Source organism: Acidobacteriota bacterium (genome assembly GCA_026393675.1).
In the GTDB taxonomy this organism is placed as follows: Bacteria; Acidobacteriota; Vicinamibacteria; order Vicinamibacterales; family JAKQTR01; genus JBAXOX01.
Genome location: JAPKZQ010000004.1, coordinates 84,256 through 111,133 on the forward strand (window position 1 = coordinate 84,256; position 26,878 = coordinate 111,133).

Here is a 26,878-nt window from a genome sequence, read left to right on the forward strand (position 1 = left end):
GTCATCCCGCAAGCGCGAGGCTGCGCGCAGAGAGCAAGAAGAGGGAGTTCGGGATACGACTATGGCTGAACAACCGCTCTACGGCCTGATGGCCGAATTCGAGAGTCCGACCGCGTTGGTCGCCGCGGCCCACAAGGCGCGCGAGGCCGGCTACCGGAAGATGGATGCGTACTCCCCGATCCCCATCGAGGAGCTGCACGAGGCTCTCGGGTTACCGACGACGAAGCTCCCGATGCTGGTCGCAGGCGGCGCGCTCGTCGGCGCGCTGACGGGATTCGGTCTCCAGGTGTGGGCGTCGACGGTGGCATACCCCATCAACATCGGCGGACGGCCGCTGTTGAGTTGGCCGTCGTTCATCCCGCCGACTTTCGAAACAGCCATCCTGTTTGCGGCCTTGGCGGCGGTATTCGGGATGCTGGCCCTCAACGGTCTGCCGATGCCCTATCACCCGGTGTTCAACGCTACGCGGTTCGTCATGGCCAGCCGCGATCGGTTCTTCCTCTGCATCGAGGCGCGGGATCTGAAATTCGATCTGGCGGCGACGCGCCAGTTCCTCCAGGGGTTGGCTCCGCGCGAGGTGTCCGACGTTGAGAACTAGCACGACGCTGGCATTGTTGGCGGCGGGCCTGCTGATGGCCGGCTGCCGGCAGGACATGCACGACCAGCCAAAGTTCAAGCCGTACGCGAAGAGTGATTTCTTCGCCGACCAGCGATCAGCCCGGCCGCTGGTCGACGGCACCATCGCGCGCGGACAGCTGCGAGACGACGAACTGCTCGAGACGGGCAAGGTGGCAGGTAAGCCATCCGACCTGTTTCCGTTCCCCATCACGGCGTCCGTGCTGGAACGCGGTCACGATCGCTACGACATCTACTGTTCACCGTGCCATGGACGGACCGGCCAGGGCGACGGCATGATCGTGCGGCGAGGCTATCGCCGGCCGCCCTCGTTTCATCAGGATCGCCTCAGGCAGGCCGCGCCCGGATACCTCTTCGATGTGACGTCGCGCGGGTTCGGTGCGATGCCCGACTACGCGACGCAGGTGCCGGCACACGATCGGTGGGCGATAATCGCCTACCTGAGAGTCTTGCAGCGGAGCCAGCGGGCCACGCTGGCCGACGTGCCCGAGCGAGATCGGCGGCAGCTCGAGGCGGCAGGCAAACGCGAACCACGACAGCCGCAGTAGGTGGCTCAGAGGATCCCGGGCCACACCGTGGGGTTGAGGAAAGGCCTGGGCGCGGGGATTGGAACCGGACAGTAACGACATGCACGACGCGACGTACACACCACCCGCCAGTCTCGACGCGCTGCGCCGGCGGTCGCTTATTATCGGGATCGTCGGCCTGGTCGCCTCCGGGGCCGGCGGGTTCATCAACCCGAATCAGTTTCTGCACTCGTACCTCCTGGGATTTCTGCTGTGGCTCGCCGCCGCGCTCGGCGGCCTGGCATTGACAATGCTGCAGCACATGAGCGGCGGCGGATGGGGTGTGGTGCTCCGGCGGATCTTCGAGGCCGCGGCCCGAACGCTGCCCTGGATGGCCCTGTTCTTCGTGCCGATCGCGTTGGGCGCCACCCGCCTCTACCCGTGGACTGACGCGGCCCGCGTCGCGGCCGATCACGTGCTGACGGAAAAGGCCCTGTACCTGAACCTGCCGTTTTTCTACGCGCGTGCCGTGCTGTATTTCGCGGTGTGGTGCGGCCTCGCCTGGTTCCTGACGAAGTGGTCGGCCGAGCAGGATGTGACCGGCGCCCCGGATCTGCAGCGGCGGATGCGGGCAATGAGCGCCATCGGCCTGGTCGTTTACGTGTTGACGATGACGTTTGCGTCGATTGACTGGGGCATGTCGCTCGAACCGCACTGGTTCTCGACGATGTACGGGTTCCTCTTTATCGGCGGTCAGGCCCTGATGGGACTCTCGATCGCCATTGTCATGGCGAGGCGGTTGTCACTCGAGCCGCCGATGTCGGGCGTCTTCAACGCGGGGCACTTCCACGATTTCGGCAAGCTGCTGTTCGCGTTCACGATGGTGTGGGCGTACCTGTCTTTCTCGCAGTTCCTGATCATCTGGTCGGCGAATCTGCCCGAGGAAATTCCGTGGTACATCCACCGGATGCACGGCGGGTGGCAGTCGATCGGGATCGGGTTGATGCTCTTCCACTTCGCCGTACCGTTCGTAGTGCTCGTGAATCGGAAGGCCAAGCGGAACTCCGCGATCCTGGCCGGCATGGCGCTGTGGATGATCGCGGTGCGCTTCCTCGATCTGTTCTACATCATCGGGCCTGAGGCCTACCCGGATGGATTGCGCCTCCACTGGCTCGATGTCGCGACGGTGGTCGGCATCGGCGGCGTCTGGATGGCGCTCTTCGCGGCGAACTTGAAGGGCCGCCCGTTGCTGCCGCTCAAGGATCCGGAACTAGCGAGCGCGCTGCGGGGACCGGAGGGGCACTAGAGAAACGGTCATGACAGAAAACAAGCGAGACGAGGGACGGTCGGAGAGCACGGCGTACGAGACCCGGGATATCAAGGTCCGCCCGCTGGTCGGGTTTGCCGCGGGCCTCGCCGTGTTGATCATCTTCTCGTTTCTCGTCGTCCTGTGGGTCTTCAGGTTGTTCAGTTCGCAGCACGCTGCGCAGGACGCGCAGGCGGCCCCCTCGTCAAGTGCGCGCCCGACCGCCGCCGCCCCGGCTGACGAGCAGTTGAAGTGGCCGGAACCCCGTGTCCAGAGCCGCCCGGCCGATGATCTCAAGGCGCTGCGCGAGGGAGAAGACGCATCGCTCACGACCTACGGCTGGGTCGATCGCGCGGGCGGCGTGGTCCGCGTGCCGATTGACGTGGCCATGCAGCTGATACTGAAGGAAGGGCTGCCCGCACGTCAGCCCGCGACGGTCTCTCCGGCGGCGGGCTCGCCCGAAACGGGCTCGTCGGCTCGGGTCATTGCGCCGAAAGGCGCGGGAAAGAAGCAGAAGTCGCCATGAAGTCCCTGATTGCCGTTCTCGCGCTCGGGCTGACGCTGGCCAGCGCCCAGCCACCCCGCTTCACGGGCGGCGGTCTGCCCCGGGAGCAAGGGATGACCGGTCCCGGCACGCCGTCAGAGCTGGTGCCGGACATTCTCGCAAAAGTCGGCGTCGACCAGAAGCTGAACGCCCAGGTGCCACTCGATCTCGCCTTCCGGGACGAGTCCGGCCGTCCGATCAGGCTGGGCGACTACTTCGGCAAAAAGCCCGTCGTCCTGATGCTTGTCTACTTCGAGTGCCCGATGCTTTGCACGCAGGTGCTCAACGGCGCGGTCGCCGCGATGAAGATGCTCAACTTCACGATCGGCGACGAATACGACGTGGTCACAGTCAGCTTCAATCCGAAAGAAACGCCGGCGCTCGCGCAGTCGAAGAAGACGACGTATGTGGCGAAGTACGGGCGGCCGCCGGCCACGACCGGCTGGCACTTCCTGACCGGCGACGAGCCAGCCATTGCATTGCTGGCAAGCGCCGTGGGCTTCCGCTACACCTTTGATCCGACGACGCAGCAGTACGTGCACACCACCGCGATCATGGTGCTGACGCCGCAAGGCCGCGTTTCGAAGTACTTCTTCGGGATCGACTATCCGCCCAAGGATCTCCGCCTGGGCCTGATCGAAGCGTCCAACGGCAAGATCGGCAACCCGGTTGATCAGTTGCTGCTCTATTGCTACCACTACGATCCACATACCGGGAAGTACAGCATGATGGTGCTGAACGTGCTCCGGTTGGCGGGCCTCGCGACGGTCGCGCTTATTGGCGGCTTCATTGCAGTGATGTGGAGCCGGGATCGACGGAAACTGAAACACGCCGTGGCCAGCGTGCCGCCGGTGACGCGGTAATCGCGTATGCCTCAGACGCAGCTGCTTCCGGAACAGGCCTCCACGATGGCGCCCCGCGTGGATGCCTTGTACTTTTTCCTGCTCGCCGTCGCGGCATTCTTTACGCTGCTCATCGCGGGCCTGGTCATCTACTTCGCGTTCAAGTACCGCCGCAGGTCGAAGAATGAAGCCGGCGTGCCCATCCACGGTTCCATCTGGCTGGAAGCGACGTGGACGATCATCCCGATCATCATTGTCCTGGTCATCTTCGGCTGGAGTTCGAGCATCTTCTTCTCGATGGCGCGGCCGCCGGCCAAGACGCTCGACGTCTATGTGGTCGGCAAGCAGTGGATGTGGAAGTTCCAGCATCCCGATGGCCACATGGAAGTGAACGAATTGCACGTGCCGGTGGGCGTGGACGTCAAGCTGACGATGACGTCACAGGACGTGATTCACGACGTGTACATCCCGAACTTCCGGCTCAAGGCCGACGTCCTGCCGGGTAAGTACACGCACATGTGGTTCAAAGCCACCAAGCCGGGTAAGTATCACCTCTTCTGCGCGGAGTACTGCGGCACGAACCACTCGGGCATGGTCGGGTGGATTACCGTCCAGGAGCGGGCCGAGTACGAGCAGTGGCTCGCCGGGAGCAGCGGCCAGGGCACGACGATGGCCCAGGCGGGAGAGAAGCTGTTCAAGGACCTGGCCTGCTCGTCATGTCACCAGACCGACACAATCGGCCGGGGACCGACGCTCGTCGGCTTGTACGACAACAAGGTCACCCTCGACAACGGGTCGACCGTGATGGCCGACGACGCGTACCTGCGAGAGTCGATTACCAATCCGCGGGCGAAAGTGGTCGCGGGTTTCCAGCCCGTGATGCCGTCGTTCCAGGGCCTCGTCAGCGAAGAAGGCCTGCTGCAAATACTGGAGTACATCAAGTCGCTGCGGACCACGCCCTCGAACGCGACCGGGGTTGTTCCCCCACCTGCTCCCGCGATCCCAGCGAAGAAGTAAGCCTATGGATACCGCCGCCACGCCGCATTCGAACTACCTGACCGACGGTTACAGCTTGAAGTCGTGGCTCCTGACCCGCGACCACAAGCGCATCGGGCTGCTGTACCTGTTCAGTGTCACCGCCTTCTTTCTGCTCGGCGCGTTTTTCGCCGGGATCATCCGCCTGGAGCTGCTGACGCCGGCCGGCGACCTGGTCTCGTCGGACATTTATAACCGGCTCTTCACGATGCACGGCGTCGTGATGATCTTCTTCTTCCTGATCCCGTCGATTCCGTCGGTGCTCGGCAACTTTCTGGTGCCCATCATGATTGGCGCCAAGGATCTCGCCTTTCCGCGTCTCAACCTGCTGAGCTGGTATCTGTACACGTTCGGCGGGCTCTTCACGCTGTGGGCCCTGGTGACGGGCGGCGTGGACACGGGCTGGACCTTCTACACGCCGTACAGCAGCTCGTTCTCGAACTCGAATGTCGCGCTGGTAATAGTCGGCATTTTCATTAATGGTTTCTCGTCGATCCTGACCGGCCTCAACTTCATCGTCACGATCCACAAGATGCGCGCGCCCGGCATGACCTGGTTCCGGATGCCGCTTTTCGTCTGGGCCCACTACGCGACCTCGCTCATCTTCGTCCTGGGGACGCCGGTCATCGCCATCACGCTCCTGATGGTCGGCGCCGAGCGGGTGCTGCACCTGGGCATCTTCGACCCGAAACTGGGCGGCGACCCGGTGCTCTTCCAGCACCTGTTCTGGTTCTATTCACACCCGGCCGTCTACATCATGATCCTGCCGGCCATGGGCGTCGCAAGCGAGTTGGTGGCCGCCTTTTCACGCAAGGCGATTTTCGGCTACGAGTTCGTGGCCTTCTCGAGTCTCGCGATCGCGGTATTCGGCTTCCTCGTCTGGGGCCATCACATGTTCGTCAGCAGCGAGTCGGTGTACTCGGCAATGGCGTTCTCGCTGCTCAGTTTCCTGGTCGCGATCCCGTCGGCGGTCAAGGTCTTCAACTGGTCCGCGACGATGTACAAGGGCTCGATCTCGTTTGAAGCACCGATGCTGTACGTGTTCGGGTTCATCGGTCTGTTCATGATCGGCGGGCTGACGGGCTTGTTCCTGGCGGCGATCGCGGTCGATGTGCACGTCACCGACACGTACTTCGTCGTGGCGCACTTCCACTACATCATGGTCGGGGGCGCCATCATGATGTACATGGGCGGTCTGCACTTCTGGTGGCCCAAGATCTTCGGCAAGCTCTACAACGAGTTCTGGGCTCAGGTGGCGGCGGTGACGATCTTTGTCGGCTTCAACCTGACGTTCTTCCCGCAGTTCATCGTCGGTTACCTCGGCATGCCGCGCCGCTACCATGCGTATCCGCCGGAGTTCCAGTTGTGGAACATCCTCTCGACCGCCGGCGCCACTGTGCTGGCGGTGGGCTACGCGATGCCGGCGTTCTACCTGCTGCACTCGCTCTTCAAGGGCAAGCGTGCGCCGTCGAACCCGTGGGGCGCGAAGGGGCTCGAGTGGGAGACCACGTCGCCGCCGCCGACCCATAATTTCGAAACGCCGCCGGTGGTGACCGAACCGCCATACAACTACGCGAAGTGAGGACGTGATGTCGGGCACGCACTCAGACGAACCCTCGGTCCTCCAGCACCACTTCGACAATCTCGGACAGCAGTTCGAGGCGTCGGCGCTCGGGATGTGGGTGTTCCTGGTGACCGAAGTCCTTTTCTTTGGAGGGCTGTTCACGGCCTACATGGTCTACCGGATGACGTACCCGGAGGCCTTCGCGGAGGCCAGCCACCAGTTGAATATCGTGCTCGGCGGCACCAACACCGCCGTGCTCATCGGGAGTTCGCTCACGATGGCCATGGCGGTCTACGCGGCCCAACAGGGCGACCGCCACAAGCAGGTGCTGTTCCTGGTGCTCACGATGGTGCTCGGTATGGTGTTTCTGGGCGTCAAGTCGGTGGAATACAGCCATAAGTTCGCCGAGGGCCTGGTCCCGGGGCCGAACTTCCGATTCGAGGGCGACGCCATCCATGCGCAGTTGTTCTTCTCGCTCTACTTCGTGATGACCGGCCTGCACGCGCTGCACATGATTGTCGGCATCGGTATCATGGCCGTGCTGACGGTGTTCGCGTGGCGAGGGCGGTATACCAGCCGCTACCACACGCCGGTTGATGTGAGCGGTCTCTACTGGCATTTCGTGGACATCGTCTGGATCTTCCTGTTCCCACTGCTCTACCTGATCGACCGGCACGGGGCGGTCCGTTGACGGCATGGTAAACGACGTGACGCACGCCGACGTGGAATACGGCGGGACCGAGCGGCCCAAGCATCTCGTCCCCTTGAGGGTCTATTTCGCGGTGTTTGCCGCGCTGATGACGTTGACGGCGCTGACCGTCTTTGCGGCCATGCAGGACCTCGGGCCATTCAACACGGTGGTGGCGCTGGTCATCGCCTGCACCAAGGCTGTGCTGGTGGTGCTGTACTTCATGCACGTGCGATACAGCACGAAGCTGACGTGGGCCGTGATTGCCGGCGGCGTCTTCTGGCTGCTCCTCCTGCTGCTCATGACGCTCAGCGACTACATCACGCGCGGCCCCGGCTGGCTGCACTTCGGGTAGCCCAGCGGGACGGTCGTTCCCTTCGCGTCCCCTCGTTTTCCGTCGGTCGCCAGTTGCCTCAAGGGTGACGCGGCGATTCGCGGCGCGGCCCCAGCTGGCTGTACTTCGGGTAGCCCCGCGGGATGGTCGTTCCCTTCGCGTCCCCTCGTTTTCCGTCGGTCGCCAGTTGCCTCAAGGGTGACGCGGCGATTCGCGGCGCGGCCCCTCGAACCAAGCCGACAGCGAAGTCCTGAGCGAAGTCGAAGGGCGTCAGTCTGCAAAACGTGCCGTGAGGGCCGGGACAGGACCGGGGAATGGGGGCCCCCATCGTAAGGTCGGCGACACGTCCCGGTAAGGCGCGTCTTGCCGGCTTGCGTGAGCGGGGACGCAACGCGAAGCACCGCGTCGCCATGCAATCCGCCTCTGTGCCGTTTTCGGTGGCATGAGGCCGTATCCTGCGTGGTATAAGAAAGAGACGCGCCGGCAGCGGCCCGCATCGCGAGACGCGCGTCTTCAGTCCGATCAACACCCAGACACGACCGACGTCGAGCGGAGCGGTGCCATGGCCGACAGCCTGCTCTTTCTCACTGAACTGATGGGTATGAGGGTCTACGACCTGAAGGGCCGAAAAATCGGTCGCCTTCGGGACGCCTGCCTTGTACCCAGTGTCGATCCGGTCCTGGTCGACCGGTACCTGGTCGGCGGAGAATTGACGTGGTGGACCGTCCGCCAGGACCAGGTTGAGCGGATCTCGCTCGACGGCATCTACCTCCGCGACGAACAACTCACCCCGTACCACGAGGACGAGTACATGCTGCGGATGGTGCGCGACCTGCTCGATCAGCAGATCATCGACATCCATGGCCGCAAGGTGGTCCGTGTCAACGATGTCACGCTCGAACTGAAGCGCGCCAACAGCCACGATCAGCTCTGGGTGCGCGAAGTCGACGTGGGTATGCGGAGCATCTTCCGGCGCCTGTGTCAGGGCATCGTTCCTCCCCGGCTGGTCCGCCGGATGATGATGCGCATTCCGCCGAACTCGATTCGCTGGGAATTCTGCAACATCGTCGAACCCGACCCGCAGCGCCGATTGCGGTTGAAGATCGACATGACGGCCCTCGAGGACATGCACCCGGCCGATCTGGCCGACATCGTCGAGGAACTGAGTCACGAAGATCGGGAGGCGGTGTTCGAAGCGATCGACAGCGAGGTCGCGGCCGACACGCTCTCGGAGGTGGACGACCCGCGCACGCAGGCGTCGATTCTCGAATCCCTCGAAGCTGATCGTGCAGCCGACATCGTCGAGGAGATGGACCCAGACGAGGCCGCCGATGTGTTGGCTGAACTGGAAGACGAGAAGTCGGAAGCCATCCTCGACGAGATGGAAGCCGAACCGAAGACCGAGGTCGAGGAACTACTCGAATTTCATGAGAAGTCGGCCGGCGGCATGATGACCAGCGAGTTTGTCGCCGTCGCCGACACCGGGACGGTGGCCGACGCGATGGCGGCCGTCCGCGAACAGGTCGAACACATCGACACGCTGACTAACCTCTTCCTCGTGGATGCCGACGGCCGGCTCACCGGTTCGCTACCGGTGGGACGGCTGCTGCTGGCTGAAGCGCCGACTCTGCTGAGAGATCTCGCCGCCGACGACGAAATCGTGTCGGTGGTTGTCACGGAACGCCGCGATCGCGTCACTGAGATCGTGGACAAGTACAACCTGATGGCGCTGCCGGTGGTCGACGAGCACGGGGCGCTTGTCGGCGCGATTACCGCGGACGACATCATCTCGGTGCTCAGGCAGGAGTAGGCGCGTGCGGATTCTCGATCGTCTGCCTCGCCAGTGGCTGGTCTTCTTTGCCGTGATCGGCCCTGGCTTCGTCACGGCCATGGTGGATAACGACGCGGGCGGCATCTACACCTACTCGCAGGCGGGCGCCAAGTTCGGCTACATGATGCTCTGGACGCTGCCGCCGATTGCCCTGCTGCTCGTGGTGACGCAGGAAATGAACGCCCGCATGGGCGCGGTCACCGGCAAAGGACTTTCCGATCTCATTCGCGAGGAATTCGGCCTCCGGACGACGTTCGTCGTGATGATTCTGCTCGTCCTGGGGAATTTCACCAACGTCGTCGCCGAGTTCGCTGGCGTCGCCAGCGCGCTCGAGTTGTTTCACATCAGCAAGTTCATCTCGGTGCCGCTCGCCGCCCTCGCCGTCTGGCTGCTCGTCGTCAAGGGCACCTACGCGAGCGTCGAGAAGATCTTTCTCGGCGCCTGCGTGGTGTATATCGCCTACATCGTGGCGGCGGTGCTCATCAGCCCGGACTGGGAAGCCTCGGCGCTGGCCAGCGTCAGGCCGGTGCTCTTGTGGGATGCCGCGTACCTGACGCTGCTCGTCGGACTGGTGGGCACGTCTGTCGCGCCATGGATGCAGTTCTATCTGCAGGCGGCGGTGGTCGAAAAGGGCATCACGGTCAAGGACTACAGGGAATCCCGCGTCGAGGTCATCGTCGGCTGCATCGTCATGGTGGTCGTGGCGTTCTTTATCATCGTCGCGTGCGCCGCGGCCATTTACAAAACCGGGCCGCGCGACATCAACAACGCGGCCGAGGCGGCCAAAGCGCTCAGGCCCTTCGGCGAGTACGCCTATCTGCTGTTCAGCGCCGGACTGCTCAACGCATCACTGTTCGCGGCAAGTATCCTGCCCCTCTCAACGGCGTATTCGGTCTGCGAAGGTCTGGGGTTCGAATCCGGCGTCAACAAGCGATTCCGCGAGGCACCAATCTTCTATTGGCTCTACACCGGCTTGATCGTCATTGGCGCCGCCGTTGTCCTGCTGCCGAACTTCCCGCTCATTAAGATGATCCTGTTCTCGCAGGTCGTGAACGGCGTCCTGCTGCCCGTCATCCTGGTGTTCATGATCAAGCTGGTCAATAAGACCGACCTGATGGGCGAATGGGTCAATCCCCACTTCTACAACGTGATCGCGTGGATTGCCGTGGTTGTGCTGGCGGGGCTCACCTTCGTACTGACGGGCCTCACCGTGCGCGACATGTACTTCTCTGGGTAGCGCACAAACAAGCGTAGGGGCAACCCCCCGTGGTTGCCCTACCGGCGCAAGGCGGGGCGGCCACAGGGGTCGCCCCTACCAGAGAGAAACGAGCCGGACCCCCATAGGTAGGTTACCAGCCCGTCACCGTCAGTCGACGACGAACAGCTTCGCGCCCGATGCGGTCCTGGAGCGGTGCGGCTCTTCATTGTCGGCCACCTGGTAGCTCTGGCCGGGCCGCAACGTGAAGGTGCGACCGTCTTTGAGTTCGGTGACCAGCTCGCCCTCGAGGACGAGCAGCACGTGACCTCGGCTGCACCAGTGGTCCGCCAGATACCCTGGCGAGTACTCGACCATGCGGACGCGGATGTTCCCCGCTTCGAATGTCTTCCACCGCGCGGTTCCGGTTTCACCCGGATGATCCGTGCTCGGGACCTTGCTCCAATCGGTTACACCAAATGGCACGCCGGTGATCGGCATCGCGTACTCCTGAGTGTTTCGGCTGGCAACTACGGCCGCGGATTCGCGTGAGGCGATCTGGTCAAGACGCTCGCTCAGCACTACGTCCTAAGGGAATGAGTTCGTCGCCGAACTCATGAATCGAAGGAGCTAATCCCGATACTACTCCGCTATGTCCGCCCACAGCGAGCTGAGCTCCAGATCGAGCTCAACGAACGGCTCCGCTCGCACCACCTCGTCGCACATGTGGGTCGAGACGATGGTCCAGCGGCCGGATTCGAGGCGCAGGACTTCGAGCGATCGGCCAATCGGATCGATCAGCCAGGCATGCGGGATTGACTCCCGAGCATAGATCGTCAGCTTCCTGACCCTGTCGAGCGCAGCGGTCTTCGGCGACACAACCTCGCAGATCCAGTCTGGGGCCAGCGGGAAGTAGGCAGTCTTGGGCGGCTGAGCCATCCGGCTGCGACGCCAGCCCGCGACGTCCGGCACCAGGACGTCTGGGCCGAGGTGGAGCTCAGGCTCGTCCAGAATCCACCACCCACCGGGTCCGCCCTTCCCGTAGTGGTACGGCACGCTGACGAGCGCGCCAAGACCAGAAGCGGCCACCGCGTGGGGAGGTGTTGGCCTGGGTGATGCGTGCAGTTCGCCATTGACGATCTCGGCCACAAGGTTGTCGGCCAGTTGAACGAGATCGTCATACGTGGCAGGGCGATCGAACGGCGGAACGCGAGGCACGGGTTGCATTGTACATCGTCGCCAATGCACGTCACGTGCCCGAGACGGAGCCATCCCAGTGTGCGGAAATCGGTGCGTTTCGCAGGGGTAGCGAAGGCGGATGGCAGAATCTGCACGTCGCGCCGTCGACGCGAATTGCAGATTCTGCGAGAGTCTGGCTTCTCAAACGTGAAACAAGAAATCCGTCAGTTGATGACGGACAACGTCGCGTCGCAGTCGGTCAGGGAAGGGTCGCCAGAATTCACCGGTCTCGACGGACAACCCGGGGTCTGAAGACCCCGGGCTCCACCAGAACAAACAAGAACGACGAACAATGCCTGACCCGTCTCAATCACTGTCGGCATGGGCGGCCACGGGCGGCCGCCCCTGCGGAATCCGGTCTTGAAGGCGCGGGGGCAACCTCCCGTGGTTGCCCGTTCAGCTACTGACCGCCCCTTCCGGCTGGCGCCGGCGAGAAGCGGCTCAGATTGCTCTGACCGGGCGCGCCGGCCGATCCGGCGGCGGCGACGCCCACCATGGCGTTGATCTCATCTCGGGTCCACTTCGCCTTGAGCAACGACATGTAAAGCGTGCGCGTGATTTGGGCGCGATCCTTGTGGGCGCCCATCGATAGCATCAGGTTGTTCTTTCCGACGACTGCCGCCGACGCTCCGAGCTTCTTGACGCACCCGTCAATATCCGCCGGGTCGCACACGACGATGGCCAGTGCCTTCTTCGCCTTGAACTTCTCTGCAAACGCGGTATCCATCGCGCCAGGCTCGGTCACCATGACCGGCTTCTGGGCGTTGTCGAGCACATCGCCGAGAAGACTGGCTTGCGGGCGCACGAGGTTGACCACAATGTTGGCGGCCTCCATCGCCTTTAATGCCGCCTTGCCGTCGGCCGACAGCTTCTCGCCAAACCACGTGCCGTCAGGCCCGGCGACGTCGATACGACCGAAGTTCAGCAGCGCCGCCGCGGCTTCCATCGTCTGGATGCTGCCCTGGAAGACGCCAGGACCGCGGACGCCGGTGCTGTACCTCGCGCCGCCACCACCGCCCCGGCCGCCACGACCGCCGGCCGCTGTGGCTCCGGCGGCCTGCATCTCCCTGATGCGCTGCGTCATCGCCGTCATCAGTTCGCCGTTGGTGGACACTCGCACGAACGACCAGCCGCCTCGTCCGCCCCCGCCCTCTCCTGCAACGTCGGGCACGACGAATCGCTGCGCGTTGTACTGGTCGAGGCGATCGGAGACGATCAGGTTGACCTCGGTTTCGTTCGCCACGTTCAACGCGCCCTGCAGAACAAACTGCCCGGTCGACCCCAGAATGTCCGCCTCGATCTTCGACGGGTCATCGGTGGAGTCGTGGTAGTCGGGATGGCCACCGCGGCCGCTCGTCATCAACGCCAGCGCTTCGATGCCGCGCGAGATGAACGCCGAGTAGTCGCTGCCACCGGCACCGGCTTCGCTCGCGTCCACGATTTTCGCGATTGCCGGATCCTGGTCCTTCATGATCACCTTGAAGATCGACGGGAAGTTCAGCGCGCCCGGCGCGCCGATGCGATCGCCGAGGCCGACCATATCCATGTTGAAGTTGGTGACGACGGTGTCCATCTTCACGCCGTCGGTCGGGTTCTCGGCCCAGTAGTTGGAGCCCAGCAACCCCTGTTCCTCGCCGCACCACAAGCCGAAGATGATCGTCCGCTTCGGCTGCACCTTGTTGACAGCCATCAGGCGCGCCACCTCGAGCACCACCGCGGATCCGGACGCGTTGTCGTCCGCGCCGTTGTACACGATGCCGTCGCGGACCCCATTGTGATCAAGATGACCGCCAAGGACGACGTACTGGGTTTTCAACGTCGGATCGGTGCCGTCGATCTTCGCGACGACGTTGCGGGAGAAGTTGTTCTTGAACGCCTCGCCGTAGAGCGACACCGATGCGTAGCCCTTGAGCTGGGCCGTCTTGCCGGTTCGGATCGAGTGGGTCTTCTTGTTCTTGATGTCCTGCCGGTAGAGGCCGATTCGGCGGCCGTACGCGTTGGCCGACTCCTGCGGATCGGTCCACATGATCGAGTCGAATACGCTCTTTTCAATATTTGTCACGTAGACGAACGAGGTCTTGAATGGCGACGCGCCGACGGCACCGCCCCTGCCTCCACCGCCAGCCGGTCTGGCCGCGGCGGCTCCGGGGAATCCCGCAGCCGGTGCCGGTGGATCGTAGAGCATGATGCCAGCCGCGCCCTTCTCGTAGGCCGTCATCGCCTTCTTCTGATCAACCGACTCGTCGACAAATTCGTCCTTCGCATCAGCCGCCGCCGGCGCCGCGCCGGGCGGCGCAAACTGGATACGCACGGCCGGAGCCGCGGCGGGCGAACCCTTCAACGCGACGACAATCTTGCCTTTGACGTCGATGCCTGCGTACTCGTCAAGGCCCTTGGCCGGCGCCGAGATGCCATACCCCACGAACACGACATCGGCGTTCACCAGGGCGCCCGGCGTCGACAGCGGGCTGACCGTGAAGTCGCCCTCGCGGAGCTGGAAGGCGCGGCTGCTGATAATCAGGCTCGGCACGCCCGTGGTCCACACCAGCGTTGAACGCGCGCCGGTAATGGTCACCTTCTGGAAGTAGGTGCCGTTCTCGCCCGCCGGCTTGAGGCCCCATTCCTTGAACTTGCCCGCCGCCCACTCGGCCATCTTTTCGTAACCGGGCGTCAGCGTGCGACGGCCCTGTTGCTCGTCGGCCGCAAGAAACGTAATGTAGCCCTTGATGATCTTGCCGTCGACCTTGATCTTCGTCGGCTCGGCGGTCGTCCGCACAGAGACGACGATGGCCAGGCATACGGCCAGCGCGAACGACAGAACAGTGCTTCGGCGCATGCGGAAATCCTCTCAGCGGGGGCTGAAATGACGGACGCGGATTGCCTGGGGGCGAAAGGCAGCGGGGGCACACGTCCCCTTGTCTGATACCTACGACGCAGGAGGGTGGTTTGTTTAGGGCCGTGACGCGGCGGGGCCTTGTGCCAAAAGCGCCAGAAGCCTGGCGTCGAGGTCCGCCATTCGCAGCGGTTTTGTCATGTGGCGGACGTCAGAACGCGCGAGAAACGCCTCGGCCTCCGGCGTCGCCGCGCCACCGGTGAGAAATAGCGTGCGAGCCCGCAGCAACGGATTCAGACCGGCAAGCTTCTCGGCGAATTCCATGCCGGTCATCACTGGCATCATCAGGTCGCAGACGATGGCGTCGAATGGCTGGGTTCGAATCAGATCGAGCGCCGCCATCGCGCTCGATGCGCAGGTGATGTCCCACGACCGGCGAAGGCTACGCTGGATCAGGCTAGTAATCAGCGACTCGTCGTCGACCAGCAGCACGCGGGGCTTCACCGGCTCAGGCCCTTGGGCAACGGAATGGCTACCGGTCGTCATGCGCACCACGCTCGCGGCCGACTCAAAGTGGACACTGGACTCACAGGCCTTGAAGTATGCCAAATTCAGGCCGAAGTCGCCAGCGGGGGCGCGGAGTGGCGGGATTCGGGAGGGCCGTGTCGCGAGCAAATTCCTGGGAGCGCCGGGCTCCCCGACTTCGCTCGTTGAGCTTCGTCGAGGTCTCGCCGTAGCGCTGCGCGCGGAGGCGGACAGCCCGGCCCGCATTCCCGCCACGCTGGAGCGTGGCGATCCCAGGGAACACGGCAGGGGCACGCGCGCTGCGTGCCCCTGTCGTACACTCCGCTACTTGATTGCCAGCCCCTTCCCCGCGTTCGCCTTGTTGAACGCCGGCAGGTCCTTCTCCATCAGCGTGGCGTAGTCGCGTTCGGCTGCCGCCAGGTCCTTCTCCATCCAGGCGAGCGCTTCGAGCGACGCGTCGGTCGGCCGATGATCGGCTCCGCCCTGCACATCGCTGGCGCCGCCGCCCACCATGCCGCCGAGCCACACGAGGTTCAGATACACCTTGTAGGCCTCGACGTACCACTTGTCGTCGCTGTGCATCTCGGTGCGCGACAGCAACTGCAGCTCGATCGCCATCATCTTTTGATCGAGGGCGCGCAGGGCCTGCAGAGCGGCCTTCCTGCCAGCGTTGGCCTTCAGCAGATCCTCGATTTGCTTCCGCATCACTTCGATCTTGTTGATGATCGCGACGGTCCTGTTGATGTCGTTGCGAATCCGGATTTGCGCCGTGGTCGACTCCACCAGGTCGGTCAGTGGTGCCGGCAGTTTCGGATCCTTGAAGACGTCGAACGACCGCGGATACACCTGGTCTCCCACCGTCATGCGCACCAGATAGCGTCCGGGCGCCGCGATGGGCCCCTGCCGCTGCGGCCCCTGAATTCCCCAGTGCACGATGGGTCGCGTGTCACGTCCCTTGAAGCGTGCCTCCTCCCAGATGTGCGGGTTGTCTGGCGGAATCGTGCGCAGCTCCACCTGCGCTGGGCCGTCGTACCGCAGATCCCACGCGACGCGGTTGAGCCCGACACGGCCGGATCCATCCAGCTTGCGAATGACGGTGCCGTTCGCATCGACGATCTCGAACTTGATGCGATCGATTGACGCGGCTTTGAGCGAGTAGAGGAACTCCGCGCTTCCGCCCCGCGCCAGCCGAGACGCGACGCGTGGCTGATACAGGAACGCCGGCGCCTTGTCGACACCCTGATCCTGCTGTTCGAGACGCGTGATGTCGCGCAGCAGGAACAGGCCGCGGCCATAGGTGGAGATGGCCACATCGTGCGCCTGCGGCTGCACGTCAATCCAGCTGACCGGCGCCGCAGGCAACCCCTCGTTGAGCGCGGTCCACGTCTTCCCATCGTCCATGGAGTAGTAGAACGCGTGGCCGGTTCCCGCGAACAGCATCCCCTTGCGATTCGGGTTCTCCGCAAACGACAGGACATAGGCGAGCGGGTGCATCTTCGGGAGCGCGTCGCTGATCTTCGTCCACGTCTTCCCGAAGTCGGTGGTCTTGTAGATGAACGGTTCGCGATTGTCCATCAGGTGGAGATCGACCGCGACGTACGCCGTCGCCGCGTCAAAGCGCGACGGCTCGATCTTCCGAACCGTTCCCCACACCGGCAGGCCCGCGATGTTTTTCGACACGTTCGTCCATGCGCCGCCCCCATCACGCGTGTACCAGACCTGGCCGTCGTTGGTGCCGGCCCAGATGAGGCCCTTCTGGTTTTTCGAGGGCGCGATCGCGAACACGACTTCGCCGTAAAACTGGCCGAGGTTGTCGCCGATGATGCCGCCCGACGACACGATGCGCGTCGGATCCTGCGTGGACAGATCCGGGCTGATGACGCTCCACGTCTGCCCCTGATCGCTCGTCTTGAAGATGACCTGGCAGCCGTAGTACACGGTCTCCTTCTCGAACGGATCAAATGCCAGCGGCGGTGTCCAGTGGCAGCGATACTTCGCCTTGTTCGGCTCCGAATCGAGCGTGTGGATCCACGGCGCCACCGATCGTGCAGTGCCAAGACGGTTGTCGAACCTGGTCACCTCGTTGCCGTAACAGGTGGCCCAGATGATGTCGGGGTTGCCCGGCAGCGGGATCGTGAATCCCGACTCGCAGCCGCCGATGTTCGGCTGCCAGGCCACGCCGCCACCGCCGCGTCCGCCTCCACCTCCCCCACCAGCCGCTTGCCCTGAGCTTGTCGAAGGGCCACGTCCAGCCTGCGCCGCCGAATACGACGGCACATTAGTGACGGGCACCGGTGACATGCTCGGCCCTCTCATCGTCCCATCGTCCTGCCGATTGCTGTAGAGCCAGTACGGCACCTGGTCATCAACCGCCACGTGGTACATCTGGCCGATTGGCAACACGACGCTGAAGAACGACTTCGCATGGTCGCGCGTGATACCCATGCCGCCATCGCCGGTCGCCACCCAGTGGTCGCCGTTGGTGGGATCGATCCAGATGTCGTGGCAATCGCCGCACCCGCCGCCGCCACCACCACCACCGCCGCCTGGCGGGAACGTCAAGCCGCCATCGGTTGAGCGGTGGAAGCTGCTGTTGGCGATGAGCACCTCGTTTTCGTTTTGCGGATTGACCTCGACGCGAATGTAGTAGCCCGCGCGGCCGATGAGCCGGCGATCCCAACTGACGACTTTCCACAAGTCGCCGCCGTCATCCGAGCGCCAGAGTGATCCCTGGTTGGGCGTTTGGATGAGGGCGAACATGCGCTTCGCGTTCGACGGCGCAATCGCGACGTCGATCTTGCCGACCGGTGAGATCGGGAGGCCGGGCGACGTGAGTTTCTGCCAGGTCGTGCCGCCGTCCTTCGATCGGTAGACCGCGCTGCCGGGTCCGCCGCTGAACATCGCCCACGTGTGCATCACCACTTCCCACGTGCCGGCGAGCAGCAGATTCGGGTCCTTCGGATCCATGCTGAGGCCCGAGCATCCCGTGTCGGCGTTCACAAACAGCACACGCTGCCACGTCTTGCCGCCGTCGGTCGTGCGGAACACGCCGCGTTCCTCCTGCGGTCCGGTGGCGCGGCCGAGCGCGCACGCAAACACGATGTCGGGATTGGTCGGGTGGATGAGAATACGTCCGATGCGGCCGGTGTCCTTGAGGCCGACATTCGACCAGGTCTTGCCGGCATCGGTCGATTTGTAGATGCCGTCGCCCATGATGTCGGCGTCGCGAATCGCCCACGCCTCACCGGTGCCTGCCAAGACGATGTCGTGGTTTGAGCGGGAGACGGCGAGCGCGCCAATCGCCTGGACGGGCTGGCCATCGAAGATCGGCTCGAACGACTGACCGCCGTCGGTGGTTTTCCAGACGCCGCCCGAGGCCGCGCCCGCGTAGTAGGTCTTCGTGTCGCCGGGAATGCCGGCGACGGCCGAAATGCGGCCGGAACTTGCGGGCCCCATGTAGCGGAACCGCAGAGGTTCGATGGTCGGGTCGGGGGCCGGGCCCCCGCCTCTGCCCTGAGCGTTGAGCGCAATGGCGAACAGAACAGCGAGCGTCGCGCCAATCGCGAGCCTCATGGCCGTTGTGGCTTTCGAGTGCATGCCTGTATCCTCCGGGTTTCCCTATCTGCCGACAACCGGTTTCATCACCCGTTCTTGCGGCGAAATTGGGCCGCCGTGCGCAGGTGATGAGACCGTCTTTGATGTCACCTATTTCCTCTTGCCCCACGTCGGCGGGGGCGGCTCCTTGATGGCGCGATCGACCGGCTTCGCCTTGAGCATGCGCAGCGCTTCCTGCACTGCGCGCTCGAGTTGCGGATCTTTGCCCGCAATCACGTCCTTCGGCCAGTTCTCGACGTCGACATCCGGCCCGACGCCCTCGTTTTCGACGGCCCACTTGTTGTCGCGCGAGAAGAACCCGCCGCGCGGGGCAATCATCGATCCGCCGTCGATGAAGGTCGGCGTGTCGGCCGTGTGCACGAGGCCTCCCCACGTGCGTTTGCCAACCAGCACGCCGATCTTGCGGTACCGGAACATGTACGGCATCAGGTCGCCGCCCGAGCCGGCCATCTCGTTGATGATCATCACCTTCGGCCCCCAGATGCCGGCCGCGGGACTGGTGAACGGATAGCGGTCGCCCGCCACGTTGTTGAAGTAGCCGTCGAAATCACGCTGGAGGACGTCGATGATGTAGTCGGCCGCCGATCCGCCGCCGTTGAATCGCTCGTCGATGATCGCGCCCTTCTTCTCCTGCTGCGCGAAGTAGTAGCGGTTGAAGCTCGCGTAGCCGGGCTGACCGGTATTCGGCACGTAGACATACGCCAACTGCCCATCGGAAAGCTTGTCGACCAGACGCCGGTTCGATTCGACAAAGGCCCGCGTCCGCAGCCCCTGTTCATTGGCGACCGGAACGACCGTTACCTGCCGCGAGCCCTCCATGACGGGCTTCGCGTTGATGGTGAGTACCGTCTGCCGGTTGGCCGTGCCATCGAGCAGGCGGTAGATGCTGTCGGGCGCCTTCAGTTCGACGCCGTTGATCGCGAGCACATAGTCGCCCACCGACACGTCCACGCCTGGTGACGCCAGCGGCGCGCGCAGGTCGGGATTCCAGTTCTCGTTGTCGTAAATCCTGGTGATCTTGTAGCGCTGGCTGTCGATGGCGAAATCGGCGCCGAGCAGGCCACCATAGACGGGCGGCACTTCTGGCATGTCGCCGCCGCGCACGTACGAATGCCCGATGGCGATCTCGGATCCCATGTTGTCGAGCAGGTAGTTCAGGTCGGCGCGGTGCATCGCGTACGGCAAGAGTGCGCCGTACATCTGCTTCATCTTCGGCCAGTCGGTGCCGTGCAGGTTGGGCACGTAGAGGTAGTCGCGCTGGTTGCGCCAGCCTTCGTTGAAGATCTGCTTGAACTCCTCTTTCGGCTCCAGGAACATCCGGAGCGTCGCCTCCAGACGACCCTGTCCGGGCTGCGGAGGCGTGCGGTCGGCATCGACCAGATACAGGCTGGGGCCACTGCCGCCCCCTGCCGCCGTGCCTCGGCCACCACCACCGCCACCGGCGCTGCGATACACGAGTTTGCGGCCGTCCGCGCTGACGTCGTACGTGGCAACACCAGTGACAAACAGCGCAGCCTTGCGATCACTCAGGCGATAGCGCTGCAGCGTGGCACCACCTCCACCGCCTCGCCCTCCGCCGCCAGCGGCCGCTGGAGGTTCGAGATAGAACACCGTACCGGCTACGCCTGGCCGCAGCAGCGTGTACGGCCGCTCTGGAACGCCGGGAACCGAGATGATGCGCTGCTGCACGCCGGCAAAATCAATCTCGACGATCACTGGCGTGCGCGGACCGCGTGCTGCCGGCGCAGGCTGATCGCCGCCTGCTCCGCCAGCTTCAGCACTCGCCGCCTGCCCTGTGCCTGTCGACGAACCACCGCGACCTCCGCGGCCTGGGCCTGTCGACGGATCACCGGGCGCCGGCGCACTGCCCACGCCCTTGTCTTCGTCGCTCTCGGGCAGCAACGGGCTCGGGTCGCCTTTCTTCAGCACGGCAAAGTAGAGACCGAAGTTCGCCTCATGGTCGTACGACGTCATGTCGAGCCACTGCGATCGCAGCGCGAAGTCGGTCGACGCGAAGAACCACAGGTACTTGCCGCCCGCATCCCACACCGGGAACATTGCGTCGGCCAGTCCATCGGTCACCTGCTTGCTCTCGCCCGTCTCGATATTGCTCACGAAGATGGCGTGGTAGAGCGACCGCAACCGGCTCGAGTACGCCACCCACTTGGAGTCGGGGCTCCACGTGGGATTGAGCGTGCGTTGAGGCACCATCCACGGATCGGCTCCCACCACCTTGGCCTGCCCCGTCGCCACGTCCAGCACCCACACCTTGAGATTGGTGTCGGTGAACATGATCTTCTTCGAATCGGGCGACCACGACGGCGTGTAGTAGTGCGTCGGGTTCTGGAGCGCGATCTCGCGGGGCGGCGTCAGGCCGTCCTGCGTCTCGATGACGAGCTTGTACTCACCCGACTTGTCACTGAAGTACGACACGAACTTGCCGTCGGGCGACCAGGCCGGATCGCGTCCGGCCGAACCGCTCGCATGCGTCAGGTTGCGGACATCGCCTTTCTCTGCCGGGATCGTGAAGATCTCACCCCGCGCTTCGACGACGACGCGCTTTCCGGTCGGCGAGAGGCTGATGTTGGTCATGCGGCTCGTGACGTCTTCCCATTTCGGCATCATCCACGGGAAATCGCCGGCCGCGCGGATATTGACGATGTGATCGCGCCCGCTCTTGGGGTCGAGTTCGTGGATGTTGCCCGCCTGCTCGAAGACCACCGCACCAGCGCCGGAGTCCATCGCCTTCACGTCGAAGTCCGTGAACTTCGTGACCTGCGCCAGTTTCTTCGCCTTCGTCTCGAACGACCACACGTTGGCGACGCCGTCACGATCGGAAATGAAGAATACCGTGTCGCCCACCCAGCACGGATCGACGTCCTTCGAGTCGGTCCACGGCGGCGAGATCAGGTCGTAGGTCTTGAGATCAACGATCCAGATCGGCCGGTTCTGCCCACCGCGGTAGTTCCGGCGCTCCTCGTCCCACGAGTTGTTCATCCGGTAGGCGATGCGCGCGCCGTCGGCGGAGATCTTCCCCTGGTAGGCTCTCGGCAGCGCCATCGGTTCCTCGACGCCGCCCTCGGCCGGCACCGTCCAGAAACGCGGCGCGCCGCTCGGCGACCACGTCGCCCGAGACGAGGCGAAGACCACGGACTTACCGTCCGGCGTCCAGCCCTGGACCTGATCAGCGCCCGGATGCCACGTGAGCCGGCGTGGTTCGCCGCCCGCCGCAGGCACCACGTACGCGTCCGTGTTGCCGGCGTAGTCGGCGCTGAACGCGATCCACTTACCGTCGGGCGAGAAATGGGGATTGCTGGTCTGGCCCTGGAAGCTCGTGAGGCGGCGCGCCGAACCGCCGGCGCGCTTGACCACCCAGATGTTGTTGGCATAGGCAAAGGCAATCTGCGTCGCGCTGACCGTGGGCGAGCGCAGCAGACGCGTAGACTCGTTGTCGGGTGCGGCAGCCAGCACCACCACGGCGACGAGAGACAGGACACCAAGCACCGCTCGAAGCTGACGCATCGCCCTCTCCTTTGTGGTTCGAGATTGCCCGCGGCTCATGCCCGCGACCCGGGCTATCCTACATCAGCCCGGGCATGTCGCCATGCGTACAATCGTAGGGGCAACCCCCGTGGTTGCCCCACCGGCGCGTGGCAGGGCGGCCACGGGGGGCCGGCTCTACGTTTGCACGAACCGATCCCAGGGGGAACGGTGTCCGATCAAGCGACAACTCCCGTTGTTACCCACTGAACGCCCCGCGTGTGCGGGTACGGTAGGATGCGCGGACACGAGCGAGGATTAACGACCCGGCGCAACGAGACACGCGAGGCTGGCCCGGGCTATTCGGAGGACATTATGCGCAGACGATTCGTGATGGTGATCGCGGCCGCACTCGTTCTGGCCGCCAGTTATACCGGCCGCATCAGCGGCCAGGACGCGCCCGAATACGGCCCACCCAAAGGCACGCTGGTCATTGTCGGCGGCGGATCTCTGGAGGGCACCGGCATCTACGAGAAGTTCATCCAGCTCGCCGGTGGCCCCAACGGCTCGTTTGTCATCGTGCCCACCGCCGGCGGCAACAAGAACCCGGACGGCACGATCAGGGAATACAAGGAAGAACAGGTCGTCGCCGGCTGGCTCAAGCGTGGCGTGAAGAACGTCAAGATGCTCCACACCCACGATCCCAAGGTGGCCGACACCGAGGAGTTCGCGAAGATCCTGCGGACGGCCAACGCGGTGTGGTTTGATGGCGGCCGCCAATGGAACATCGTCGACTCCTACATGAACACGCTGACATACAAGGAATTCCACAAGGTCCTCGAGCGCGGTGGCGTGATCGGGGGCAGTTCGGCCGGCGCGACGATCCAGGGCGACTACCTGGTGCGCGGCGCCGTGGCCGGTGCGCAGATCATGATGACGCCGGAAAAGGAGCACGAACACGGGTTCGCCTTCCTGCGCAAATCCGCGATCGACCAGCACATCAACACGCGTATCCGGTGGGACGACCTCATCCAGGTGATCCAGAAGATGCCGAACCTGCTCGGGATCGGCCTCTCGGAAGGGACCGCGATCATCGTCACTGGCGACACGTTCGAGGTGGCAGGCAAGTGGAAGGTGGCCATCCACGACAACACGCGCCTGTATCAGCCGTGGGAGAAGCCGTACTACGTGCTGTCGGTGGGCGACGTCTACAACATGAAGACGCGAAAGATCGTGAAGCTTGGGACGGGCGCGGCGCCAGCACGCGGGGGTGCGCCTGGGGGATTCTAGGGTCCCGCGGGAGGACGGCTTCCGAAGCGGCCCCTCGAACCAAGCCGACAGCGAAGTCTGCAAAACGCACCGATAGGGCCAGGACAGGTAGCGCGAATAGCGCGACCGTCAGGTCGGCGACCCGTCCCGGCAAGGTGCGTTTTGCCGGCTTGTGTGAGCGGGGACGCGAAGGAACCGTCGCCCCGCGGGCTGGACCAGGTACCGCTGGCGGATTCGAGAAGCCGAGGAACGCGTACAAACCGAGGGGCGGGCACAGGGGCCCGCCCCTACGAATCCATCTTCTTACTACTGCTTTTCGATCGGCTCCGCCGGCGCGGGCTTCTTCTCCACCTTCACCGGATTCTTCACATACTTGTCGAGCCACGCGGACCAGCGGGCCCACAAGTCGAGCAGCGTCTCACGCGCCACCGGCCCGTGATCCTCAAACGGATAGAGATACAGCGACGACGTCTTGCCGAGTCCGTTCAGCGCGTGGTGCAGCCGGATCGAGTTGGTGGGGTCGGTGCCGACGTTCTGGTCATGGAGGTTGTGATACATGAGCAGGGCGCCGGTCAGGTTGTTCGCGTACAGGAACGGCGACATGCCGAGGTAGACATTCGGAGCCTCCCAGAGGTCGCGGCGCTCGCTCTGGAACCCGATCGGTGTCAGCGTGCGGTTGTAGGCGCCGTCGCCCGCGATGCCCGCCTTGAAGAACGGCGTGTGCACCATCGCGTTGACGGTCGTAAACGCGCCGTAGCTGTGGCCGCCAATCGCCAGGCGCGTGCGGTCCACCAGCCCGCGGCGATCGAGCTCGTCGATCATCGCTGACAGACTGTTCCGCAGGTCGTTCACGTAGTTGTTGTTCTGCTGGTTGGCCGGCCCGACAATGGGCAGCGCTCCCGGCGAGTCGACCACGACGGCGTAGCCCATCCGCACGAAGAACTGCATCGACCGGGCGTTGAAGTTCTGGAACGCGTTCTTGTTGAAGGTCCGATCCGGTCTGTCGATCGCGTCCTGGTCGGTGAACTCGCGCGGGTACAGCCAGAAGATGGCCGGCGGCTTCGGGCCGCCCGGCTTCCAGTCGGGCGGCAGCATGACGCTGACGGCGAACTTGACGCCGTCGGCGCGCTCGACCATTACGCGCTGCTTCGGTGCACTGGTCAGGTCCGGGAACAGGTCCTTGTTCTCGGTGAGTTGCTTGCGCGCGGCGCCGTCGACGAGGAAGAACTGCGGCACCTGCGTGGGACTCTGGCGTTCCACGACAAAGCGGCCGGCCTCCGGGTCAATCACGGTCGTGACGCTCTCGAACGCGTCCTTGTTGTCGCCCTCGAACAGCCGTTTCTTCTCGCCGTTCTTGATCGCGACCTTGTCGATGAAGGTCTTGGGCCCGACCTGATCGGGGTTCTTGTCGTAGGTGGTGCCCTGGTAGTAGACACTCGTGTTGTCGGCCGACATCATCACGGGACCGGAGCCGCCGCCGGCTCCACCGCGGCCGCCACCACCACCACCACCGCCACGGCCGCCGCCACCGCCGCCGCCGCGCGTCGACACGAGTGTGCCGGGGTTGGCTGCCGGCTCATCGGTCCTGAAGCGCGCGAGCGTATAGCGCTGCTCCGGCTCCTTCAAGGCGACGGCGACTTCGACGGTGTTTTGCCCGGCTGTCTCCCGGAAGAAGATCGTCTGCATGTCCGGTGAGTACCGCACGCCATTCATGCGCGTGTTGTTCTCGAAGATAACCTTGGCGCCCTTCTCGGCGAACGGCGGCGCCCACTGATACAGGCGATCCTTGCGCTGCAGCGCCTGACCTCGTCCTGCCCCTCCAGCCTGATCGCCGCCGGCACCCGCGCCGCCTCGTCCCGCGCGACCGCCGCCGGCTCGTCCTGATCCGCCCGCACCGGCTGGTGCCGGCTCCTGCTCGAGGTAGGTGAGGCCCTGACTATCGGCGCGCCACGCCAGCTCACGCTTGCCCTGCTGGCTGCCACGACCGGTCGGCGGCTCCGACGGATCCGGTGCGGTCGCGTCCTGCGTGCCGAGGTCCAGCGGCCTGTCGGTCACCTTCGCCAGCCCCTTACCTTCGACATCCCAGACTTCCTCGACCTGGCCGAAGTTACCCACCGGCACGATGTACGAGAACGGCCTGGTCATGGTCGTGACGCGCAAGAACTTGCCATCCGGTGAGGCATCGATCGCGCGGATCATCGCCGGCTGACCGATCTTCTTCACATTCTTTGCTGCCGCGGGTTTGCCCTTCGCAGCAGGCGCCACCGGGGTCTGCACGTCGATCCACACGAGCTGTCCGGTGGTATGCCATTCGAGCAGCGCAAACTCGTACGGCGTGGACATCAGGCTCGGGAACGTCCGCAGCCGGTTCTTGTCGGTCCCTTCGCTGACCTTCACTTCAGGACCGCTCGGCGCCACCGGAGGCACGGGCATGGGCTTGCGTCCATCCGGAATGAGGACGGTGGCAATCTGCTTGCTGTCGTCAGTGAACTCGAAGCTCGACACGAGCGTCGCCAGCACGGGTGTGGTCGTCACCTGCCGTGCCTTGTTGGTCGCGACATCGGTGATCCAGATGTGCGTGGCATCGTCGGTATGGACGTAGTACGCGATGCTCTTCCCATCTGGCGACCACACGGCGTTCGACACGCGCGCGTTGGGCGGGGTCTGGATCGCCTTCTTCGTGCCGTCGGCCGCCGACGTGATCTGGATGCCAACGTTGTTGCTGATGGTCAGCGAGCGCACGCGATTGGCCTTGAAGTCGATGAAGACGCCCCCGAGTTCATGGAACGGCTTCGAAAACGTGGACATCGGCACCGGGCCGTCGCCGATCTGGCTGAGGAACCACTTCTTGTCCTGGCTCGCGTTGCCGAGCGTCACATTCTGCCAGCGCGGCGCGAGCACGGCCGGCGCCAATTCGGGCGGCGGCGTCGCGTAGGATTCCTGCGAGAGGATCTGGTCCGCCCAGCTGAGCGGCTTCTTTGGCGGCTCCGGCGCCTTTTCGGGCGCCTTCGGAGCGGCTTGCGGAGTTGCGGTAACCGGTTTCTGTCCTGCAGGCTGCGTCGGTATGACGACCGGCTTCTGCGCCGTTGGCGGCGCGGCGACCGCCGGTTTCTGCGGTGGCGCTGTCGTGGTCGCCTGCGCGAACATCGGCAGCTGGAAAACCGTGAGAACGAGGATGAGGGAAACGGCCAGTGCGAAGCGCTTCGCGAGGTGGCCTGAGCCGATTGGCCCGCGTGTCGACATGATGCCTCCGTGGCGTGGTTCTGTGTGTGTCAAGCGGTCGCGACACTGATCCCGGCAGGCCCGGGTCGTGGCGAGACGTGGCAAGATACACCCCCGGGCCTTCCCGTGTCGAGGGCAAGGGACTCATGTGAGACCGAACAGGTGTTCGGACTTGCCCGCGCCAAACGCGCCCGGACTGGCCTATAATCGGCCG

At 64.3% G+C, this 26,878-nt stretch carries 19 protein-coding genes; 12 read left to right on the forward strand and 7 right to left on the reverse strand.

The annotated features are described in order from the left end of the window. Positions 1-61 precede the first annotated feature (61 nt). From NT151_01800 to NT151_01850, 11 genes are all read left to right on the forward strand, one after another. The gene (locus tag NT151_01800; GenBank protein MCX6537660.1) at positions 62-598 is read left to right on the forward strand and encodes a DUF3341 domain-containing protein; all 537 of its coding nucleotides are present in this window, start codon (positions 62-64) and stop codon (positions 596-598) included. Further along, a complete protein-coding gene (locus NT151_01805) occupies positions 588-1,184 on the forward strand; it encodes a cytochrome c (protein MCX6537661.1) in 597 nt (198 codons plus the stop codon). The genes NT151_01800 and NT151_01805 overlap by 11 nt, the downstream gene beginning before the upstream one ends. 79 nt (positions 1,185-1,263) lie before the next feature. Further along, positions 1,264-2,448 carry a hypothetical protein gene (locus tag NT151_01810; GenBank protein ID MCX6537662.1) on the forward strand — a complete coding sequence of 395 codons (1,185 nt, stop codon included), beginning with the start codon at positions 1,264-1,266 and terminating at the stop codon, positions 2,446-2,448. A gap of 10 nt (positions 2,449-2,458) precedes the next feature. Further along, positions 2,459-2,974, forward strand: coding sequence for a hypothetical protein (locus NT151_01815; protein ID MCX6537663.1), 516 nt, complete (start codon positions 2,459-2,461; stop codon positions 2,972-2,974). Further along, a complete protein-coding gene (locus NT151_01820) occupies positions 2,971-3,855 on the forward strand; it encodes an SCO family protein (protein ID MCX6537664.1) in 885 nt (294 codons plus the stop codon). Before NT151_01815 ends, NT151_01820 begins: the two co-directional genes overlap by 4 nt. A gap of 6 nt (positions 3,856-3,861) precedes the next feature. Beyond that, positions 3,862-4,851 (forward strand): cytochrome c oxidase subunit II, encoded by a 990-nt coding sequence (coxB, locus tag NT151_01825; GenBank protein MCX6537665.1) that lies wholly within the window; start codon positions 3,862-3,864, stop codon positions 4,849-4,851. Between the two features lie 4 nt (positions 4,852-4,855). Beyond that, positions 4,856-6,451: a cytochrome c oxidase subunit I gene (gene ctaD, locus NT151_01830; protein ID MCX6537666.1), complete on the forward strand. Its 1,596-nt coding sequence runs from the start codon at positions 4,856-4,858 to the stop codon at positions 6,449-6,451. Between the two features lie 7 nt (positions 6,452-6,458). Further along, positions 6,459-7,124 (forward strand): cytochrome c oxidase subunit 3 family protein, encoded by a 666-nt coding sequence (locus NT151_01835; protein MCX6537667.1) that lies wholly within the window; start codon positions 6,459-6,461, stop codon positions 7,122-7,124. 4 nt (positions 7,125-7,128) lie between these two features. Continuing rightward, the gene (locus NT151_01840) at positions 7,129-7,476 is read left to right on the forward strand and encodes a cytochrome C oxidase subunit IV family protein (protein MCX6537668.1); all 348 of its coding nucleotides are present in this window, start codon (positions 7,129-7,131) and stop codon (positions 7,474-7,476) included. Between the two features lie 541 nt (positions 7,477-8,017). Beyond that, complete coding sequence (locus NT151_01845) at positions 8,018-9,265, forward strand: CBS domain-containing protein (GenBank protein ID MCX6537669.1); 1,248 nt, start codon at positions 8,018-8,020, stop codon at positions 9,263-9,265. Between the two features lie 10 nt (positions 9,266-9,275). Further along, positions 9,276-10,523, forward strand: coding sequence for an Nramp family divalent metal transporter (locus NT151_01850; GenBank protein MCX6537670.1), 1,248 nt, complete (start codon positions 9,276-9,278; stop codon positions 10,521-10,523). Between the two features lie 129 nt (positions 10,524-10,652). Here the strand turns inward: NT151_01850 and NT151_01855 are convergent, their stop codons facing one another. The 6 genes from NT151_01855 to NT151_01880 form a co-directional block, all read right to left on the reverse strand. After that, positions 10,653-10,982 carry a DHCW motif cupin fold protein gene (locus NT151_01855; protein ID MCX6537671.1) on the reverse strand — a complete coding sequence of 110 codons (330 nt, stop codon included), beginning with the start codon at positions 10,980-10,982 and terminating at the stop codon, positions 10,653-10,655. 141 nt (positions 10,983-11,123) lie between these two features. Then, positions 11,124-11,708 carry a Uma2 family endonuclease gene (locus NT151_01860; GenBank protein MCX6537672.1) on the reverse strand — a complete coding sequence of 195 codons (585 nt, stop codon included), beginning with the start codon at positions 11,706-11,708 and terminating at the stop codon, positions 11,124-11,126. A gap of 412 nt (positions 11,709-12,120) precedes the next feature. Then, positions 12,121-14,556: a M20/M25/M40 family metallo-hydrolase gene (locus NT151_01865; GenBank protein ID MCX6537673.1), complete on the reverse strand. Its 2,436-nt coding sequence runs from the start codon at positions 14,554-14,556 to the stop codon at positions 12,121-12,123. Between the two features lie 114 nt (positions 14,557-14,670). Continuing rightward, a complete protein-coding gene (locus tag NT151_01870; protein ID MCX6537674.1) occupies positions 14,671-15,099 on the reverse strand; it encodes a response regulator in 429 nt (142 codons plus the stop codon). Positions 15,100-15,402: 303 nt separating this feature from the next. Next, positions 15,403-18,675, reverse strand: coding sequence for a hypothetical protein (locus tag NT151_01875; protein MCX6537675.1), 3,273 nt, complete (start codon positions 18,673-18,675; stop codon positions 15,403-15,405). A 108-nt stretch (positions 18,676-18,783) separates the two neighbouring features. Continuing rightward, positions 18,784-22,215, reverse strand: coding sequence for a PDZ domain-containing protein (locus NT151_01880; protein ID MCX6537676.1), 3,432 nt, complete (start codon positions 22,213-22,215; stop codon positions 18,784-18,786). A gap of 333 nt (positions 22,216-22,548) precedes the next feature. Here NT151_01880 and NT151_01885 point away from each other — a divergent pair, with 333 nt between their 5' ends. After that, complete coding sequence (locus NT151_01885) at positions 22,549-23,463, forward strand: cyanophycinase (GenBank protein MCX6537677.1); 915 nt, start codon at positions 22,549-22,551, stop codon at positions 23,461-23,463. A gap of 285 nt (positions 23,464-23,748) precedes the next feature. Here the strand turns inward: NT151_01885 and NT151_01890 are convergent, their stop codons facing one another. Next, on the reverse strand, positions 23,749-26,685 hold the full coding sequence (locus tag NT151_01890; protein MCX6537678.1) for a prolyl oligopeptidase family serine peptidase: 2,937 nt from the start codon (positions 26,683-26,685) through the stop codon (positions 23,749-23,751). Positions 26,686-26,878: the final 193 nt, after the last annotated feature.